Consider the following 18,730-nt stretch of genomic DNA (forward strand, 5'->3'; position numbering starts at 1 on the left):
TTTATCATGAATATACGAAGACTTTTCGCTGTATGGAGTGCACACTTCATCAAAACAGCCTGCCGTCTCACCGGAAAACAAGGGGCTACGTTGGCAGGAAAAGCCGCTCTCTCCATATATCCACCCATCCTTTCTGAACTGGCAAAGGAAGTAAAAAAAGATATTTTTGTGGTATGCGGCACAAACGGCAAAACAACTACCAATAACTTATTAGCTTCCGTTTTGGAGGCAAATGGGCAAAAAGTAATCTGCAACCGCACCGGCTCTAATATGTTAAATGGTGTCGTCTCTGCTTTTGTACTCAACACAGGGCTTTCAGGACATTTAAAAGCAGATTATGCCTGCATTGAAATTGATGAAGCTTCTACCGTTCGAGTTTTTCCTCATTTTCAGCCGGATTTTATGGTTCTTACCAATCTGTTTCGAGACCAGTTGGATCGCTACGGAGAAATCGACACCACGATGAACCTTTTATCAAAAGCCATGAAAATGGCTCCCAACATGAAGCTTCTTGTAAACGGAGACGACTCTTTATCCACTTTCTTGGCTCTTGATAACGAAAATGAATATGCTGCTTACGGAATTAGCCAACAAGTCCTATCAGATGAAAACAGCAGAGAAATACGAGAGGGCAGATTTTGTAAACGGTGCGGTGAAAAAATGCAGTACCATTTCTACCATTACAGCCAGTTAGGAGATTATTATTGTCCGCACTGCGGATTTAAACGTCCTCATTTAGATTTTGACGGAACAAATGTAAGGCTTGACGACGGTATTACTTTTGACGTAAACGACTTCCATGTAAAAGCAAATTACAGAGGATTTTATAACGTTTATAACATTTTAGCTGTTTACGGCGCTGCCTCCATGGCAAATATTTCTCTTGAACATTTTAATGATGTTTTAGGAAATTTCACTCCTCAGTTCGGAAGAAACGAACTATTTGAAATCCGAGGCACTAAAGTCATGCTGAACCTCGCTAAAAACCCGGCAGGTTTTAATCAGAATATTTCTGCTGTTATGACAGATACCAGCCCAAAAGATATCATTATTTTAATTAATGATAACAGTCAGGATGGTACTGATATTTCTTGGCTCTGGGATGTGGATTTTGATCGTTTAAAAGATACAAACACTGCCTCTATCACTGTCTGCGGTATTCGTTGTCTGGATATGGCGCTTCGACTGAAATATGTGGATATTCCCTCTGATGTTGAACAAGATATTGAAAAAGCTATTGAAAATAAAATTCAAAACGGAACGAAAAATTTGTATGTCCTTGTAAATTATACAGGACTTTATACCACACATAATCTTTTAAAGAAAATGGAGGGCAGGAAATGATGAAATTAACAATTGGACATTTATATCCGGACCTCTTAAATCTGTACGGAGACAGAGGCAATATTCAGTGTATGACAAAACGCAGCTTATGGAGAGGTATTGAAGCAGAAACAATTGAATTTTCCTTAGAAGACCATATTGATTTTTCCAATTTGGACATTGTCCTTTTAGGCGGCGGATCTGATCGAGAGCAAATGCTGGTTTGCAACAAGCTTCGCAGCATTCAGAAAAATTTTAAGAATTATATTGAGGACGGCGGCAGCGTTATTGCCGTATGCGGCGGCTACCAGCTTTTAGGACATTACTACAAAACCTCTGAGGGAACTATGGAGGGACTCTCTTTGGTGGATTTGCATACAGAACAGGGTGAACCTCGTCTTATTGACAACATTGTACTGGAAAATGAAATATTCCCTCTCCCGATTGTAGGCTTCGAAAACCATGGCGGCAGAACCTATATCGGAGATAACAAACCATTCGGAAAGGTTTTATACGGACACGGAAACAACGGAGAAGACCACACAGAAGGCGTTCTTTATAAAAATGTAATCGGCACTTATCTGCACGGACCACTTCTTCCGAAAAATCCTCATATATGTGACTATCTTCTCTCCAATGCTTTGGAAAGAAAATATGGAAAAGGAGATTTAACTCCCTTAGATGATAATTTAGAAGTGAAAGCAAATCAATATATCTACAACCGTTTTGTAAAACAAGCTTAAACAACAACGAGAGAATATTTATACATTTTCATAAGCTAAAACTGAAATGTATAAATATTCTCAGCTTAATTTCTTACTGTTCTATTTCAGCAATCGCAAAATATTATCCACAGTACAACTTAAATTTTCAACACTGTACTGTCTGCTGACTGAAAAATCCTGCGGAAGCCTGTTAATAGGAAATACTGCTGTGACGCCCATGCAATACGCTTCTTTTATATTCTTATCTTCTGCTCCTCCTACAACGGCAATCACTTTTTTCTCCTGCTCCTGCGCTCTTTTGGCAATCCCCATAACAACCTTGCCTCTCAGACTCTGAGAGTCCAGCTTTCCCTCTCCTGTAAAAATATAGTCCGCATCGGCAATTTTCTCATCAAATTTAACGGTATCCAGCACTGTCTGTATTCCCATCTGAAGCTTCGCATTGAAAAAGGCTACCATACCTGCCCCCATTGCACCCGCTGCACCGGTTCCCGGCATTTCACCGATATCTTTTCCGATAGTTCTTGTGATAACTCTGCTTAAATTTTTCATTCCTTCATCCAACTCCTCTACACATTCTGCATCTGCCCCTTTTTGCGGAGCAAAAACATAAGAAGCGCCAAAAGGTCCATACATAGGATTGTCAATATCACACATGGCTATCAGCTCAATATTTTTAAAGACCTCATTCATTCCCGATAAATCAATACGCTCTATGTCAATAACCGTTCCGCCTGTGGGAATAAATTCCTTTCCTTCTTTGTTATAAAACTTTACGCCTGCTGCTGCGGCTGCTCCGCATCCTCCGTCATTGGTAGCAGAGCCCCCTAAGCCTACAATAATTTTCTCGACTCCTCTTTTTGCAGCTTCCACCATTAACTGTCCTACTCCGTAGGTTGTAGCCAGCTTAGGATTTTTTCGCTTTTCTACCAATGGCAGCCCTGCGCAGGACGCCATTTCCACGACTGCCGTTTTCCCTTCGTCAAGCAATCCAAAATAGCTGTCCATATCTTCAAAATATGGATTTTTCACCTTTACATTTACCTTCTCTCCTCCTAAAGCGAAAAGAAATGCGTCTACCGAGCCTTCTCCTCCGTCTGCCACAGGAATTTCCGTAATTTCACTGTCAGGAAAATGCTCTCTTATTTTTTCAGCGGTAATTTTACAAATCTGAACAGAGCTTAATGTTCCTTTAAAAGAATCCGGAATTAATACAAACTTCATGATTTTTCCTCCTCCACTTTCTCCCAATGTTCCTTTTTGAAACATCTTTTCTCTTATTTTATCGGATTTTCCATTTTATTTTCAACTATTCTCTTTTATAATATGTTTATATTTGAAACAATAGGAGGAGAAATATGAGCAAAAAAATCAGGATTTTAGGAATTGCACCTTATGAAGGTTTAAAACAATTAATGGAAGAATATGCTTGTCAACGAAAAGATTTGGATTTTGTTTCTCTCCTTGGAAGCATGGAAGAAGGCGCTGCTCTTGCCAAAGAATATTATTCCGATTTTGATATTATTATATCTCGGGCAAATACTGCCGACTTAATCAAAAAAAGCGTTCCCATCCCAGTCATCGACCTTGGTATTGGCTACTATGATATTCTGCGTTGCTTAAAAACAGCAGAGGCTACCCACACAAAATTTGCTTTGCTGGGGCATCCCTCTCTTACAAAAGCCGCTCAGACTCTGCGTTCTCTTTTAAAAGCAGAATTTCCTGTTTTTTCAATATCTGACACTGCAACGGCGCTTCATACTCTGCATACGCTTTCTGCTCAGAATTATCAAACCGTCATTTGCGATACGGTTGCTTATGAGGCTGCGCGAAAAGCAGGCTTGACTCCTATACTCCTGACATCCAGTGCAGAAAGTCTGGAAACAGCTGTTAATCACGCTCTTTACCTTTGGGAAATCAGCCAAAAGTCTGTCGTTACTTTATCTATGCTGAAGGAAACTTTAAAAACCGGCTTTGGCGATTATCTTCTTCTGAATGAAAACGGCACACTTTTATATTCTACCTTACAGGGAAATTTTCTCCAAGCAATACAAACACAGCTGCAAAAAGAAGTTCCTTCCTGCCTTTCAAAAGAAAGACGTTCTTTCTTTATTACTGCAGCAAATAAGCTGTATGCTGTGTCTTCCCGTTTTGTTGACACTGCCCCTGAGTCTTATCTGATTTTTTGCCTGACTCCTTCCAAGCTTCCTGTAAACCATTCTAAGTACGGCATTAGCATTCTGAATAGAGAAGATACACAGAACACTCTTACAACAAGTATCTGCAATACCGGAAGTCATGCCAAAAAACTGCGAAAAGACGCAAAATCCATGAAAAAATTTTCTCCCAATCTTATGCTGACCGGAGAATACGGTACAGAAGAGGATTGCCTTGCTTATCTCTATTATATAGACAGCAAGCTCCACAATCATCCTCTTTATAAAATCAACTGTGATTTGCTCAATGAAAAAAACTGGAATTTTCTCATCAACAGCTTTCATTCACCTTTCACAGATAATGACAATACTATTTATATTTCCAATTTGCAAAAATTATCAGCAGAGAAACAAAAGTGGTTACTCTCTGTCATTTTAGATACAAATGCTCATGTACGAAACCGTTTCATTTTTTCCTGCTGTAAGGAATACAAAAAGCCGGCTCCCGCTGTTGCCCTAGAGTATGCCAACGCCCTAGATTGTATTGTCATTCCTGTCGCACCTTTGCGTGAGCAAAAGACAGACCTTCCTTCTATGTGTGCCTTATACATAAATACACTAAATGAAGCTTTCGGAAAACAGCTGATTGCTCTGGATGATGATGCGATATGCGCATTAACAGAATATGATTATCCCGGAAATCATGCCCAGCTTAAACGAATTTTAAAGCAAGCCGTGATAAAGACAAATTCTCTTTATTTGTCAAATTCTGTAATACAAGATATTCTGGTACAGGAAAGACAGCTTTTCCCTGCCCGTATTGATACTGCATCTTCATCCTGTATACAACTGGATTGTAATCTGTCGTTAGATGAAATAAATCGCTGTGTTATCCAACAGGTATTAAAAAATTGCAACGGAAATCAGTCTGTGGCAGCCCGCAAGTTAGGCATCAGCAGAACTACCCTGTGGCGCAGTCTAAATCGTGGTTGATTTCCCGTATGAAATGTATTTATTGTAGCAAAAATTTATTTTTTTAATTTTTTTCAAAAAAGTGTTGACATATCTAATTATCTATTGTATTATAGGTATTGTCCTTGAGGGACACAGATAAACAACACTTGCGGGTGTAGTTCAGTGGTAGAACACCAGCCTTCCAAGCTGGATATGTGGGTTCGATTCCCATCACCCGCTTATGCGCGAGTGGCTCAGTTGGTGGAGCGCGACCTTGCCAAGGTCGAGGCCGCGGGTTCGAGTCCCGTCTCGCGCTTTTATTTTTTTGAAGCTTGAAATTCAAGCTTCTTTTTTATGCTTATACACAAGAAGAATATTTACATATCTTCCTGCTCTTTCAAAGCAATGCAAATATATAAATATTCTTCTTATTATTTATTATGCCTATTCTCTCTTTCCGGACATGGTCTGCTCTACAATGCTTTTCATAGTTGCTTCATTTAACTGTCCGCTGGCATATCCGAATACTTCGCCTTCTCTTGTAATCATAAAAGTAGTCGGAAAGGCATTCACACCATAAGACATAAACACTTCGCCTGTGGTATCCATAAGCACAGGATACGTGTATCCGTTTTCCTCAAGAAACGCTTTAATTTCTTCTTCGGACTTCTCGTTCCCCAGATTAGGCGCTGCAACACCTAAGACAACTAAAGCATCCTCGCCTTCCGTTTCCGCAGACTCATACAGCTTTTGAATATCCGGCATCTCTGCCCTGCAAGGAGAACACCAAGTCGCCCAGAAGTTCAAAAAGACCGTTTTCCCTTTATAATCAGACAGCTTATGTGTATTTCCGTATTGGTCTGTTAAAATAAAATCAATCGCCGGCGTCAATCCGCTTTCCGTTTCCTGCTTTTCTTCTGCGTCAGCTGTTTCTTCATTTTCTTTTTGTTCTTCAACTGTTACAGGTGCACCGCTGGATAAATATCCGGTCACTGCATTCATCTTTCCTGTAAACATCAAAATTCCCATAAAAATCATTAAAACTCCGCCGATTTTCGCCGTATATCTTACAACCTTTACATGAGCTTTAAAGAATTCAAGCAGCTTTGTGGTAAAGAGTCCCACAGCTAAAAAAGGCAGCACAAATCCAATCGTATATACACCGATAAGCAAAAATCCCCATAGCTTTGTGCTGGCTGACGCTGCCATAAGCAGTACACTGGTAAGAGCAGGTCCTACACAAGGCGTCCATGCAAAGCTAAAGGTAAATCCCATAATTAACGCTGTAATCGGTGACATGGCAAGAACATCTAATTTAAAAGGCAAACGTCTTTCCTGCCCCAAAATGCGGCTGGTTCCCAAAACTCCCAGCTGATACAGCCCAAAAAGGACTACCAGTATACCGCCAATTCTGGCAAATAAAAGCTGATTACTTTGAAAGAAGGTTCCAATTGCCGATACGCCCAATCCTAGCAGGAAAAAAGCAAAACTAATTCCGATTACAAAGCAAAGCGTATTCAGCATTACTTTACGTCTTTTAAAATATATTTTTCCATCTTTTCCTACTGTCTGTGTTCCTCCTGACAAATAGCTGATATACAAAGGTATCAGCGGCAGTACACAAGGTGAGAAAAAACTCAATAGTCCCTGCAAAAACACAGTCAACACCGGAACACTTACGTCCAATGAAAATCCCATATTTTCTACTCCTTTATTTTATTTTTCCTCATTGTATACGAAAATAGTCCTGTATGTAAAGAAGAATTTAAGAAATCTTCATAAGCTCCGACATAATACAGGCCCCTCTTGCTCCTGCCTTCTGAATTTCAGCAATCTGCTGTTTCTCCAGCCGTATTCCTCCAATAGCATAAACAGGTATATCCACAACCTGACACACCTCTTTTAAAAAGTTCAGGCCTCTGGGCGGTAAATCCGGCTTACAGCCTGTCTCATAAATATGCCCTGCCGTAAGATAGGTTGCGCCCAGCTTTTCTGCTTTTTTCGCCTCTTCCACCGAATGTATGGATGCTCCGATAAGGTCAAAGTCTCTTTGTCCATCCTCTTCATTCAGCTCTTCTAATTTCCACAAGGGCAAATGAATATTTCTGACTCCTGCCTTTTTAGCTTCCTCATAAAAGGTATGATAAATACAAGTTACCTGATATTTTTTGCAGATTTCTTTTACCTCTTGTCCTAATTTTCCATATTCACTTTCATTTAAATCTTTTTCCCGTAAAATCAATGATTGCGGTCTATGTCTGCATACAATTTCTATCTGCTCCGGAAAAGGGCGAGTACACAGCTTTCGATTTGACACTGCAATTACATTCTGAAATATTTCTTCTCTACACATACACATAATCCGCCATAACCGGCTGCAAATTCAATTTTTCCAAATCCTCATATACCTGCTCCACAGAACGAGTATCGGAAATCTCAAATTGCTCGTCACCCTTATCTGCCATTTCTTCTACATGCTCTCCAATTCCTGTGCTGACGCCGGCAGAAATCTTATTGGCTGCAATCTTCATCAAGTTATCTCTTACACGTTCACATTCCCTTGTAGACACGGTAATACTTGCAAAAGGCATAAACAAACGATATGCACATACCACCTGTAAAAGCTGTTTTTCATGAACGTCCATAGGATTAATTTTATCATTGTTGATAATCGGACGCAGTCTGGGGCAGGAAAAAGCGATTTCTCCATGAGGATATTTTTTCTGCAAAAGCCATCCGTGCATTCCTGTGGCAAAGGCATCTTTTCTAAAGTCGTCCAGCCCTAAAAGCGCCCCAAAGCCCACACCTCTCATGCCGCCCTTCAAAGCTCTTTCCTGAGCGTAAAAACGATAAGGGAATATCCTTTTATGCCCTGCAAGATGAAGTGTTTCGTATTTATCAGAGTTATAGGTCTCCTGAAAAACAGTCACATAATCAGCTCCGCACTTATGCAGATAAGCATACTCATCTGCGTTTACAGGATAGATTTCAAGACCAATCACTCGGAAATATTTTCTGGCAATTTTACATGCTTCTCCTATGTATTCTACGGTGGATTTACTCCTGCTTTCTCCTGTCAGAATTAAAATTTCCTGCAAACCGCTTTTGGCAATCGCAGCCATTTCCTGCTCAATTTCCTCCGTATTTAACTGTGCTCTTTTTATCTTATTATGGCAGTTAAATCCGCAGTATATACAGTAATTTTCACAGTAATTTGCGATATAAAGAGGGGTAAACATAGCCACGGAATTACCAAAATATCTTTCCTTTTCCACCTTCGCACACTGAGCAATTTCTTCCAGCAAAGGCAGTGCCGCCGGTGACAATAGCGCTGCAAAATCCTCCGGTGTTTTTCTTTCGTGAGACAATGCTCTCTTTACATCTGCTTCTGTATAAGTTTCATAATTGTAATTCTCTACATAATTTAAAACCTTATCTAAAATATCAGACTCCAACACCTCCATATCCGGCATATACTTCATGTGGTCAATCCTGTTTTTCTTCTGATGCTCCTTGATTTCATCACTTAAAATGCTTTCATTTATATGATTTTCCGTACTCATTTTCTCTCTCCTAATCTTCTAAATATCCAGTAAGCGGTGAAGATGCACTGCCGCCTTTTTCTTTTACTCTGCCAAGTCCTGACAAGTACGCACTTCGTCCTGCTTCCACTGCATTTTTAAATGCCTCTGCCATAAGAGGAACGTCTCCGGCTGTTGCAATGGCTGTATTTGCCATAATTGCTGTTGCTCCCATTTCCATTGCTTCACATGCCTGAGAAGGTCTTCCGATGCCTGCATCGACAATAATCGGAAGTTCAATTTCGTCAATTAAAATCTGAATAAATTCTTTGGTACACAGCCCTTTATTAGAGCCGATAGGTGCTCCAAGAGGCATAATGCAGGCAGCTCCTGCACTCACCATATCTCTGGCTGCGTTTAAATCAGGATACATATAAGGCATTACAATGAACCCTTCCTTAGCCAGAATTTCTGTTGCTTTTGCTGTTTCATAATTGTCAGGAAGCAGATATTTGCTATCTCTCATAATCTCGATTTTCACAAATTCGCTTTGACAGATTTCTCTGGAAAGACGGGCAATACGAACAGCTTCCTCTGCATTTCGTGCCCCTGATGTATTGGGCAAAAGCGTTACATTCTTTGGAATATAATCTAAAATATTGGCAAGTCCTCCCTCATTTGCACGGCGAAGCGCCATGGTAACAATCTCTGCTTTTGCCTGCTCCACCGCTGCCTGAATTAATTCCAGAGAATACTTCCCTGAGCCCAAAATAAATCGTGATTGAAATTCGTGATTTCCTAATTTCCATGTATCTTTTCTTGTTTCCATTTTATATATCCTCACTTTCAATAATTAACTTTGTAATCAAATTTGCCTGATGTGCTGCACAAAGAGCAACACGAGGCGCCATAAGCCCCCTACCCGGCACGGACTGGGAAACTCCGTCTCCACAAATATAAAAGTTTTTTCCCACCTTGCGTGTCTGTATCTCATTACTTTTTCCATATCCTGCCATGCCGTTGCCTGCCACCAGCACTTTATCGGGAAAATATTCCCGAATTCCGTTTACTAGCATTGCTTTCTGTTCTGCGCGGTCGAAAGCTTCACAAATATATTTATCTTTCTGAAATAGCCGAGGAATATCCTCCCCTTTTACTTTTCTGCAATCTGTCTGAATGTCCAAATACGGATTAATATCCAGCAAAATTTCTTTCAAAGCCTCTGTTTTTTTCATACCAATATGTCTGAGAAAATAATACTGTCGGTTTAAATTCGTCAAATCCACCTCATCAAAATCCAGCAGATGCAGATGTCCAACACCAATTCTGGCAAGAGATACGGCTATATTAGAGCCTAATCCCCCAAGTCCTGCCACCGCAACCTGTGCTCTCCATAATTTTTCCTGCACAGCAGTTGAATGACGGCTGCAAAGAGCTTCCCAGATTTCTCTTTCTTCCACTTTATCAGCCCCCTCCCACAAAGCTCACAATTTCAAGTTTATCTTTACTGCGAAGAATTGTATCCTTATATTGCTGTTTGGGCACAATTTCTCCATTTAATTCTGCCGCAATATAATCCAAACAATATTGGCGTTCCCTTACAAGTTCTGCAAGAGAAATCCCCTCCGGAATATCTTCCGGTTTTCCATTTAAATAAATCATCCTTTTCCTCCTTTTTATAAGAAAGATTGCGCAATAGCGCAATCTCCGCGCGCGAGCGGTTCACAAAATGATAATTTCACTTCCGCGAGCTGCGCATCCTTGCGGAGCATTTTTTATTACATAGGACGCAATTTCCTATGTAATAAAAAAGAGTTCACGAAAAAATACACCCGCGGTGGTGCACCCCTTCATGAACTCTCATTCACTCTCAACTTCTTCGGTAAACAACATTTTCCTATAAAAAATAGAAAAGGAAATCGAAGAACCCGATTTCCTAAATTTACCACTTCTGTATCCCTACGTTGGCATTATCCACATCAGGTTTATGGGTCGAAGTTCGCAACTTCCTCTCAGCCTGTATACAAGCTCCCCTGTTTTCTTATTGATGTAACTATAAAACTTTTCTTTAAAATTGTCAACCGATTTTTCCGTGTTACAAAATTAAAAATAGAATTCCTCTGCTTTTTTGAAATTTTGCCGAAACGGCATTGAAATGTTTTTATTTGCCTGCAAATCTTAATTTATAAGACTTGCAGGTTTATTTGATTTGATTTTGAATTAGTATTTTTAAATATTACATTTTAGAAATGAAATCATCCAGTGATTGAGATTTTAAAGCTATCTGCATCCAATTTCTAATCACTTCTATATCCTGCTGTTGATGTAAAGTTTTCAGAAGATTTTCCGGCAATTCTCCAAATCTGTTTAATGCCATCTGGAGCATTCCTTGCGCTTCCTCTAATTGTCCGGTTTTCCTGCCTTCTTCTCTACCTTCTCTGCGTTCATCTTTTAACAATAATTCCAAAAGCATAAATCTCTCCTCCATTTCCCTACTTTCCCTGATATGGGTGACCGATTTCTGCACTTGTCTTACATAATCATCCTGAAAGTCCTTTTGACTTTCTTTTAAGTCTGCATGCACGAATTTCAGAAAAGAAACCAATTCTTTCGGCACTTCTTCTGCATTTTCTCCACGAGTATTCAAAAACATAATACAGCGCCCATCTTTTAGAGAAGCTTTTTCTGTTTCCTCACAAGCTGTCCAAAAAGTATAACGATACTTTCCTTTCCCGAAAGGGTCGAAGTCACATAGGAAAATCACATAACTGTCGGGCAGTTCTGCATATTCGCAACCCTTTAACAAAAGCTCCATATCCATCTGACTTTGATAATAACGACTTCTGCGTCCCAATGCAGGCTGTTTTAACACCTGCATTTCTATATTATAGCGGGTATTATTTTCATCTTTCGCATAGACGTCTAATCGCACCCCTTTATATTCCGGATGATAGACAATATTTTTCTCTGTACTGATTTCTACATGGTCCACTTTCATGGAAAGAGCACGTTCTAAAAAGCCTTTGCAGTTTTCTTCATCTGACATCACTGCTGCAAACATAAAATTGTTTTTGATTGTAAGATTTTTTAATAAGGTATTCATATTTTTTCCTCCACTTTACAGAGGAATTCTATGAAATATAGTATAGCAGATACAGAAAAAAGTTGCCAGCCTCTATTTCATTTTCTCTACCTGACAGCTTATCCTGCACACATAATCTTTTTCTTCCTGCACAGTCAAGCTGTCCAATACACCGTCCTCGTAAAAATATCCACCTAATATCAATTCATGTTCCTTAGCATATTGCAACATTCTGGAGTATGTCTCCCCAACATTTTTCCAACTTCCTTTATGATAAGCACACAAATAATTCCCGGCTTCTCGAATGCTATACCCTATCTTCTTTGGCTTTGTATCCAGCATTTGATAAAAAACATGGTAATTATCAAAAACGCCCTGCTCGATATCTTCTTTTTCCTGACGATAACCTATGGGATAAGCACTTTTTATCCCATGCTCCATACAATAATCCCATAGCTTACCAATGGCTTTTGCCCATGCTCTGTCATCATTTTCCTTAACACTTCTCTCTACTAAATAACGCTGTGGTTCTTGACGGATGGTAATTTCATCTAAATCTTTCTGTAAATTTTGGTGTATCAGTTTACTCTTTTCTGTAATCCAGTTTTTTACTGATTTTAAATGTTTGATGCGGTCACTGATTATCTGCTCTTCATGCCGGAAAAGCTGTAAAAACTGTTCCGGTGTGCGGTTCTGCATATACTCCTGAATTTCTTCCAGTGTCATATCCAGCTCACGTAATACATAAATCACGTCCAAAACCTCTAACTGCGCTGCTGAATAATAACGATAACCATTTTCTCTATTCTTAATTTCAGGAGAAAACAATCCAATTTCATCGTAATAAAACAGCGTGTGCTTAGATACTCCTGCCAGCTTGGCAAATTCTCCTGTACTGAAATACATTTTCTTATTCATAACAAAACACCTCTTGACTATCGTGTTACTCTATACTTTATTATATCTTTTAGATAAAATTTTACAAGGAGTTATTTGTATGTCAAATTCAATTGCAAAAGATTTTAAATTCTTTTCTCTGCTGCGCTTTGCCTTACCTACTATGGTGATGATGATTTTTATGTCTTTATATTCCATTGTAGACGGCATTTTTATTTCAAGATTGTTAGGAACTAATGCCCTGTCTGCTGCCAATATTGTATATCCCGTTATCAGTATTGTCTTCGCCGTAGGCATCATGCTCTCTACGGGAGGCAGCGCCTTAATTGCAAAAAAATTAGGGGAAGGAAAAGAAAGGGAAGCACGGGAAGACTTTTCTTTCTTAACTCTTGTAAGCTTTCTTTTTGGTATTGCCATCCTGCTTATTGGTAACATTTTTATCGAGCCCATTGTTCGAGCTTTAGGTTCAACAGATGCTCTACTTCCTTATTGTGTAGATTATTTAAGTGTTTCCCTGCTTCTTGCACCTGCTGCCATGCTCCAGATGATGTTTCAGACCTTTTTTGTCACTGCCGGAAAGCCACTTATCGGGCTGATGCTTACCATAAGCGGTGGTGTGGCAAATATGATTTTGGATTATCTCTTTATGGGACCTTTCAATATGGGAATTTCCGGAGCTGCTCTTGCTACGGGAATTGGAGAACTGATACCTGCTGTAATCGGACTTTTTTACTTCCTTTTTACCCGCCATTCGCTCTATCTTACTAAGCCGGTAGTTCGTTTTCAGGTACTAAAAGAAAGCTGTTTTAATGGTTCTTCCGAGATGGTTACAAACCTGTCTACGGCTGTGGTCACTTATCTTTTTAATATCACTATGCTGAAATTTCTGGGCGAGCCAGGGGTTGCGGCAATTACCATTGTGCTGTACGGGCAGTTCCTGTTTAACGCTCTCTACATGGGATTTTCCATGGGAGTTGCACCTGTAATCAGCTATAATCATGGAAGCCAAAATCTGCCTCTTTTAAAACGGATATTTAAAATCTGTATTGGCTTTATCAGTATCTCTTCTATTCTTATTACAATTATGGCGCTTGTGTCCTCACCTGTAATTGTAGAAATTTTTACACCGATTGGTAGTGCCACTTATGATATTGCCAAAACAGGATTTTTCCTTTTCTCTATCAACTACATATTTGCAGGAATAAATATTTACTCATCCTCTATGTTTACTGCATTTTCAGACGGAAAGGTATCTGCGCTGATTTCTTTTGTTCGTACTTTTGTTTTAATTGTACTCAATATTCTGCTTCTCCCATATCTTATTGGAGTAAACGGAGTATGGCTTGCAGTACCGGCAGCAGAATTTATGACTCTGTTTCTTTCTGTTTATTTGTTTTACAAGAAAAGAGATGTTTACCATTATCTCTAAAAAACACCCGCAGGTTTCATTAGATAAAACTTGCGGGTAATCAAAAAATTTCTATTTATTCATCAAATATATATACGCATCTTCCAATGTAACTTCCCCCTGTGTACATTGCACCTCCGGTTTTTCCTCACTGATAACCCTTATCATATATCCGCCGTTTACATACTGTTTGGTTGAAACACGATAATTTTTTTCGATTTCCCGTGCCTGTATATCGCTTTTGGCAAAACAATTCCACACGCATCCATCTGCCGTAGAAAGCATCTCTTTCATGTCTCCACTGTAAAGAATATTTCCCTTTTTCATAACTGCAAGCTTACTGCAAGTTGCTGCCAAATCTTCTACTACATGCGTGGAAAATAAAATTGTGCGGTTCTCTGAAAAATCCACCAATAAGTTTCGAATACGAATACGTTCTTCCGGATCAAGCCCTGTGGTAGGCTCATCTACAATCAAAAAATCAGGTTCATTTAAAAGTGCCTGTACCAGTCCTACTCTCCTTTTCATACCTCCGGATAACTGTCTCATTTTCTTTTTTCTGTGTTCTGTAAGGCTTGTTTTCTCCAGATAATATTTTATTCTTTTCTTGCATTCCTGCTGTGGTATACCGGACAATTCCCCCATATATTCCAGACATTCCTGTACGCTTAAATTGGGATACAAATCGATTTCCTGCGGCAGATAACCGATTTTCTGCTGTATTTTTTCATAATTCCCTTCACTGTATAAAATACCATCTAAGGATACCGTTCCGCCGGTGGGTTTTAATACTGTGGTAAGCACACGCATCAACGTAGTTTTTCCTGCTCCGTTTTCACCTAAAAGTCCGTAAATCCCATTGGATATTTCCAAATTTATATGGTTTACTGCCGTTACTTGGTTTTTAAAAGTAACGGTCAAATCAGCAATTTTAATACTCATATTCCTATCCCCTTTTCTCTAAAATTTTCTTTTGCAAAAGTAATAAAAGCATTGCACATACAGCTGTTATTATTTTTCCTGCTGCCCATTTCCACTCTGTCAGCTCTGAAAATTCGCAAAATTCATAAGAAAACGGATTCCACACTCCCAGCAATTCTCCTCCTGCTTTCGACACCAAAAACAGCCATACAAGAAACAGCATTCCCATTCCGCCCCATATACTTTGCAAAAGATTACATACAGTTACAGACAACACACTCCAAAAAAATATAGTAATAAAAACAACTGTGCAATATAGCAAAAACAGAAAAATTTCCGACCTTTTCTCATCCAAAATCACTGGTCTTTGCCAATAAAACATCCCATAAGTCAAAATAGAAATCGCTGTCAGATATCCTATCTGAGCCATAATTCTTCTAAGAATTGCGTGATATTGGTTCTTTATAGAATAAAGGCGAAACACCTCTCTGCGCCTGCATTGCTTCTCTATGAGATAGGTATCTGCACAAAATACAAGCGTTAAAACTGCCATCTTTCCGTCAATTGCCGGTCCGATTTCATTGACGTAAACAACAGAATGAACACAGCTTAAAATCACAATAAATGCCAAAGAATATCCTATTTTATACACGGGAAGACTGATTTTTAAATCTTGTTTCATCATATTCGCCTCCTCTTCCATAAATATACCGTAATACAAAATAAGAATACTGACGCTATCAGCAAAAATGTCTGATTTAGCAATACCATTGGAGGCGGTGTAGTGTCAAAAAAGTTTCCGGGAAAACGTACCATAATTGCCAGTGGTCTACCTATATAACTGCCGTTTTCTCCTATTCTTAACATATTAGAATAAAGCATATAGAGTATCAACATAGGAACCGCCGGTATTGGATTTCGGAACAGCAAGGACACAAGCCCGTAAACACTGCAAATCATAACCATATTGGGTAAAATATAGAACACCGTGGACTTTAAAAAGTCTAAGGGATGAGCCGAAAATCCTGCTTGATAACCAGCAATTTTGCACAAAACAAAAAATCCTACGTTCAATAAAATCAGCACAAAAAGCATCAACAAAAACCCACTGACCGTCTTTCCAAAAATATATTTCCAACCTTTTATAGGCTTTGTATGCAGAAGCTCATAAGTGTTCTTTCTCATATCCTGCATGAATAAAAATGCCAGAAAAACCGTTGCAAAAAATCCCATATAAAGTCCTACATAATCTGCAAATTTTCTGGAAAAATAATAAGAAAAATCATGTTCATCCAGTCTTTCCCGGATATATTGATTGATTTCCTCCCTGCTGCCTGCATGGTATTGAAAATCCTCGTAAGCATACTCTGCTCCGTAATACTTGTAGTTATCCTCCAAGTATTGACACGCTTTGTCAATCTCCATGTCTTGTATTTCCTGTATCACCAAAGTCGCCTCAGCTTCTGACATTTCAAAATCCTTCATAAGCGAATTGAAAATAGAATTTTCCCAGAGTTTCCGCTGTTTTTCAGGTGTTGACGGAACATATCCATCCATGATATCTCCCTCCCAATCCCAAATTTTTCCCTCTTCTGTGGCAAGTTTCTCATCTTTTTCCACATAATGAATGGTTAAATAGGGAACCAACAACCGATAAACTCCTATAAAAACTACAAGAATTCCCACCCAAAATACCGGGTTTTTTAAATAACTTTTTATTTGTCTTTTGATAATTGCTTTCATGGTTTTCACCTCATTTCTTTTTCTTTAAAGAAATCATAAACCAGAAAACACAACAAAATAACAATAGTTATCCTTCTTTAAAAACTGCCTTTACCTTTGCCCCTTCTCCTCTATTCTGCTCTATATACAATCCCCCTCCATGGCGCTCACAAAAAACTCTGCTGATATACATTCCCATGCCAAAATGTTTCAAATCATCCTTAGGATTAGAGTGATAAAATGCCTGTGTCACTTTATCGGTATCTTCCTGAAATCCGGTTCCGTCATCTTCCACCGTAATCACAAGCCTTGAAAGCTCTGCTGAAATAATTACTTCCACGCTTGTTTTTGCATACCGAAAAGCATTGGATAATAAGTTTTGAACAACTTCTCTTACCATTTCCTCATCTACAAAAGCTGTTTTTATTTCTCCTTTTATCATAATTTTGCACTGCTTTTCTGTTTCTTTTTCGAGAATTTTTATTTCCTTTTCCAGATTTTTTCCTAAGCTTTCAAGCTCTACTTTCTGATATATCGGCTCTCGTTCCTCCAATCTTGTCATTTTTCGCATGGTCTCAATGAATCGGTTCAACCGCTCTATCTGCTTCATTCCTTCGAGAAGGATTTCCTCTGTTTCTTCTTTTTCCATTTCTCCTGTTAGTAAAAATTCCAGCAGCATTTCCTGATACCCCTTTAAGACAGCCAAAGGAGAACGTATGTCATGAGCAATGGCAGCTCTTAATGCCTTTTCGTCTTCAATCATTCGCCAAAGAACTTTATTATTCTCCTCCAACTGACTTCGCATTTTCTCGAACTCCTGACACAGCATCCCCATTTCGTCCTGATTTTCGTATGTAATATGAAATTCTAATTCATCTTTTGCAATCAGCTTGGATGCTTCCTTTAATTCTTCGATAGGCTTTTTCAGTTTGTTTTTATAAAATATTCCTACTGCCACAATGCTTCCCGCAATACTCCAAAGCAAAATACCGTATGTTTGTAAAAAATCACAAGTTTCTGATATGTGCCAGTCCATTTTACTCATTTCTTCTCTGCTTGGTCTTGCTATCAAGGTTTCATAGCTTTCATTTCGCAAACCTTTAAAATATTCTTCTTGGTCTGTATATTTCCACCAGATATTATTTTGTATCTCTGCCGCTATATTCACTGTAAATACAGATAAAAAAAATGTCACGATAAAGCTCATTGTCACATAAAAAACAATCGCTTTTTTCAGAGAAAAATTTCTTATTTTTTCCATTTATATCCCATTCCCCACACTGTTTCTATATACTCTGTATCACTGTAATTTCCTATCTTCTTTCGTATTCTCCGTATCAGCTCCGTAATCACTCTGCTGTCCCCTTCTGCGTCATATCCACAGGTTATTTCATAAATACGCTCTTTGTCAAAAACCTGTCCCGGATGTGTAGACAACAGCTCTATAATCTCATATTCCAACTTCGTAAATTCTATTATTTCTTCATTTATCTGTACGTTTTTCTGACCATAATCAATACATAGTTCCCCATGAAAACGGAACTCTGTGTTTTGTGAATGCCGTTGTTCTCTTTTTAAATGTGCTGTAATTCTGGCATCCAATTCTTTCAGGCTAAAAGGCTTTAAAATATAATCGTCTCCTCCTGACAGCAATCCGTTTACCCTGTCTTCTTCCTCTACTCTGGCAGTCAAAAATAAAATCGGACAGGAAATTTTATCCCGAATTTTTCTGCAAACCTCCAGACCATCCATCTGGGGCATATTAATATCCAGCAAAATAATGTCAGGGGCTGTCTGTAATTTTTCTATGGCTTCCTTCCCGTTTTGTGCTGTAATTACTCTATATTTTTTTCTTTCAAAATATTTTGAAAGCATCTTTACAAGCTCTGTATCGTCATCTACAAGAAGTATTTTATATCCCATTTTTCATCACCTCATAACTATAATATATCGTAAATAACAACAAAAGGACAATAAAAAATCCGGACACTTTCCAATAACGTACTCATGTCCGGAGTATC

At 38.8% G+C, this 18,730-nt stretch carries 18 protein-coding genes, 2 tRNA genes and 1 riboswitch; of the genes, 6 read left to right on the forward strand and 14 right to left on the reverse strand.

What is annotated here, in order from left to right; translation table 11 throughout:
- The first annotated feature begins 6 nt into the window (after positions 1-6).
- Positions 7-1,344, forward strand: coding sequence for a MurT ligase domain-containing protein (locus tag CGC63_RS13185; RefSeq protein WP_003023014.1), 1,338 nt, complete (start codon positions 7-9; stop codon positions 1,342-1,344).
- Positions 1,344-2,066, forward strand: a complete 723-nt coding sequence (locus CGC63_RS13190) for a type 1 glutamine amidotransferase (protein WP_172620996.1) — start codon at positions 1,344-1,346, stop codon at positions 2,064-2,066. Before CGC63_RS13185 ends, CGC63_RS13190 begins: the two co-directional genes overlap by 1 nt.
- Positions 2,067-2,147: 81 nt before the next feature.
- On the opposite strand, the gene CGC63_RS13195 is transcribed toward CGC63_RS13190, so the two are convergent.
- Entirely contained in the window at positions 2,148-3,272 is a 1,125-nt protein-coding gene (locus tag CGC63_RS13195) for a glycerate kinase family protein (RefSeq protein ID WP_172620981.1), read from the reverse strand.
- A gap of 134 nt (positions 3,273-3,406) precedes the next feature.
- Here CGC63_RS13195 and CGC63_RS13200 point away from each other — a divergent pair, with 134 nt between their 5' ends.
- From CGC63_RS13200 to CGC63_RS13210, 3 genes are all read left to right on the forward strand, one after another.
- Positions 3,407-5,197: a sigma-54-dependent transcriptional regulator gene (locus tag CGC63_RS13200; protein ID WP_003023022.1), complete on the forward strand. Its 1,791-nt coding sequence runs from the start codon at positions 3,407-3,409 to the stop codon at positions 5,195-5,197.
- 130 nt (positions 5,198-5,327) lie between these two features.
- Positions 5,328-5,398 (forward strand) — tRNA-Gly (locus CGC63_RS13205).
- 3 nt (positions 5,399-5,401) lie between these two features.
- Positions 5,402-5,474 (forward strand) — tRNA-Gly (locus tag CGC63_RS13210).
- Between the two features lie 128 nt (positions 5,475-5,602).
- Here CGC63_RS13210 and CGC63_RS13215 read toward each other — a convergent pair.
- The 8 genes from CGC63_RS13215 to CGC63_RS13250 form a co-directional block, all read right to left on the reverse strand.
- Positions 5,603-6,856, reverse strand: coding sequence for a redoxin domain-containing protein (locus CGC63_RS13215; RefSeq protein ID WP_003023023.1), 1,254 nt, complete (start codon positions 6,854-6,856; stop codon positions 5,603-5,605).
- Positions 6,857-6,923: 67 nt separating this feature from the next.
- The gene (locus CGC63_RS13220) at positions 6,924-7,511 is read right to left on the reverse strand and encodes a thiamine phosphate synthase (protein ID WP_003023024.1); all 588 of its coding nucleotides are present in this window, start codon (positions 7,509-7,511) and stop codon (positions 6,924-6,926) included.
- Positions 7,504-8,721, reverse strand: coding sequence for a 2-iminoacetate synthase ThiH (thiH, locus tag CGC63_RS13225; protein WP_003023025.1), 1,218 nt, complete (start codon positions 8,719-8,721; stop codon positions 7,504-7,506). Before thiH ends, CGC63_RS13220 begins: the two co-directional genes overlap by 8 nt.
- Positions 8,722-8,731: 10 nt before the next feature.
- Positions 8,732-9,508: a thiazole synthase gene (locus tag CGC63_RS13230; protein WP_009246568.1), complete on the reverse strand. Its 777-nt coding sequence runs from the start codon at positions 9,506-9,508 to the stop codon at positions 8,732-8,734.
- 1 nt (position 9,509) lies between these two features.
- Positions 9,510-10,139: a sulfur carrier protein ThiS adenylyltransferase ThiF gene (gene thiF, locus CGC63_RS13235; RefSeq protein ID WP_009246569.1), complete on the reverse strand. Its 630-nt coding sequence runs from the start codon at positions 10,137-10,139 to the stop codon at positions 9,510-9,512.
- A 4-nt stretch (positions 10,140-10,143) separates the two neighbouring features.
- Positions 10,144-10,341, reverse strand: a complete 198-nt coding sequence (gene thiS, locus CGC63_RS13240) for a sulfur carrier protein ThiS (RefSeq protein ID WP_003023033.1) — start codon at positions 10,339-10,341, stop codon at positions 10,144-10,146.
- 277 nt (positions 10,342-10,618) lie between these two features.
- Positions 10,619-10,720: riboswitch (TPP riboswitch) on the reverse strand.
- A gap of 195 nt (positions 10,721-10,915) precedes the next feature.
- The gene (locus CGC63_RS13245) at positions 10,916-11,782 is read right to left on the reverse strand and encodes an Rpn family recombination-promoting nuclease/putative transposase (RefSeq protein ID WP_003023035.1); all 867 of its coding nucleotides are present in this window, start codon (positions 11,780-11,782) and stop codon (positions 10,916-10,918) included.
- A gap of 72 nt (positions 11,783-11,854) precedes the next feature.
- On the reverse strand, positions 11,855-12,679 hold the full coding sequence (locus tag CGC63_RS13250; RefSeq protein ID WP_003023038.1) for a MerR family transcriptional regulator: 825 nt from the start codon (positions 12,677-12,679) through the stop codon (positions 11,855-11,857).
- A 79-nt stretch (positions 12,680-12,758) separates the two neighbouring features.
- On the opposite strand from CGC63_RS13250, the gene CGC63_RS13255 reads away from it, so the two are divergent.
- Positions 12,759-14,087, forward strand: coding sequence for an MATE family efflux transporter (locus CGC63_RS13255; RefSeq protein WP_009246572.1), 1,329 nt, complete (start codon positions 12,759-12,761; stop codon positions 14,085-14,087).
- Positions 14,088-14,138: 51 nt separating this feature from the next.
- Here the strand turns inward: CGC63_RS13255 and CGC63_RS13260 are convergent, their stop codons facing one another.
- From CGC63_RS13260 to CGC63_RS13280, 5 genes are all read right to left on the reverse strand, one after another.
- A complete protein-coding gene (locus tag CGC63_RS13260; protein ID WP_003023046.1) occupies positions 14,139-15,008 on the reverse strand; it encodes an ABC transporter ATP-binding protein in 870 nt (289 codons plus the stop codon).
- A 4-nt stretch (positions 15,009-15,012) separates the two neighbouring features.
- Positions 15,013-15,672, reverse strand: a complete 660-nt coding sequence (locus CGC63_RS13265) for a hypothetical protein (RefSeq protein WP_154965471.1) — start codon at positions 15,670-15,672, stop codon at positions 15,013-15,015.
- Positions 15,669-16,730, reverse strand: coding sequence for an ABC transporter permease subunit (locus CGC63_RS13270; RefSeq protein WP_003023050.1), 1,062 nt, complete (start codon positions 16,728-16,730; stop codon positions 15,669-15,671). The genes CGC63_RS13265 and CGC63_RS13270 overlap by 4 nt, the downstream gene beginning before the upstream one ends.
- A 67-nt stretch (positions 16,731-16,797) precedes the next feature.
- Positions 16,798-17,970: a HAMP domain-containing sensor histidine kinase gene (locus tag CGC63_RS13275; RefSeq protein WP_003023052.1), complete on the reverse strand. Its 1,173-nt coding sequence runs from the start codon at positions 17,968-17,970 to the stop codon at positions 16,798-16,800.
- Positions 17,958-18,632: a response regulator transcription factor gene (locus tag CGC63_RS13280; protein ID WP_003023055.1), complete on the reverse strand. Its 675-nt coding sequence runs from the start codon at positions 18,630-18,632 to the stop codon at positions 17,958-17,960. Before CGC63_RS13280 ends, CGC63_RS13275 begins: the two co-directional genes overlap by 13 nt.
- Positions 18,633-18,730: the final 98 nt, after the last annotated feature.

It is taken from the genome of Blautia hansenii DSM 20583, from assembly GCF_002222595.2.
GTDB classification, from domain to species: domain Bacteria; phylum Bacillota; class Clostridia; order Lachnospirales; family Lachnospiraceae; genus Blautia; species Blautia hansenii.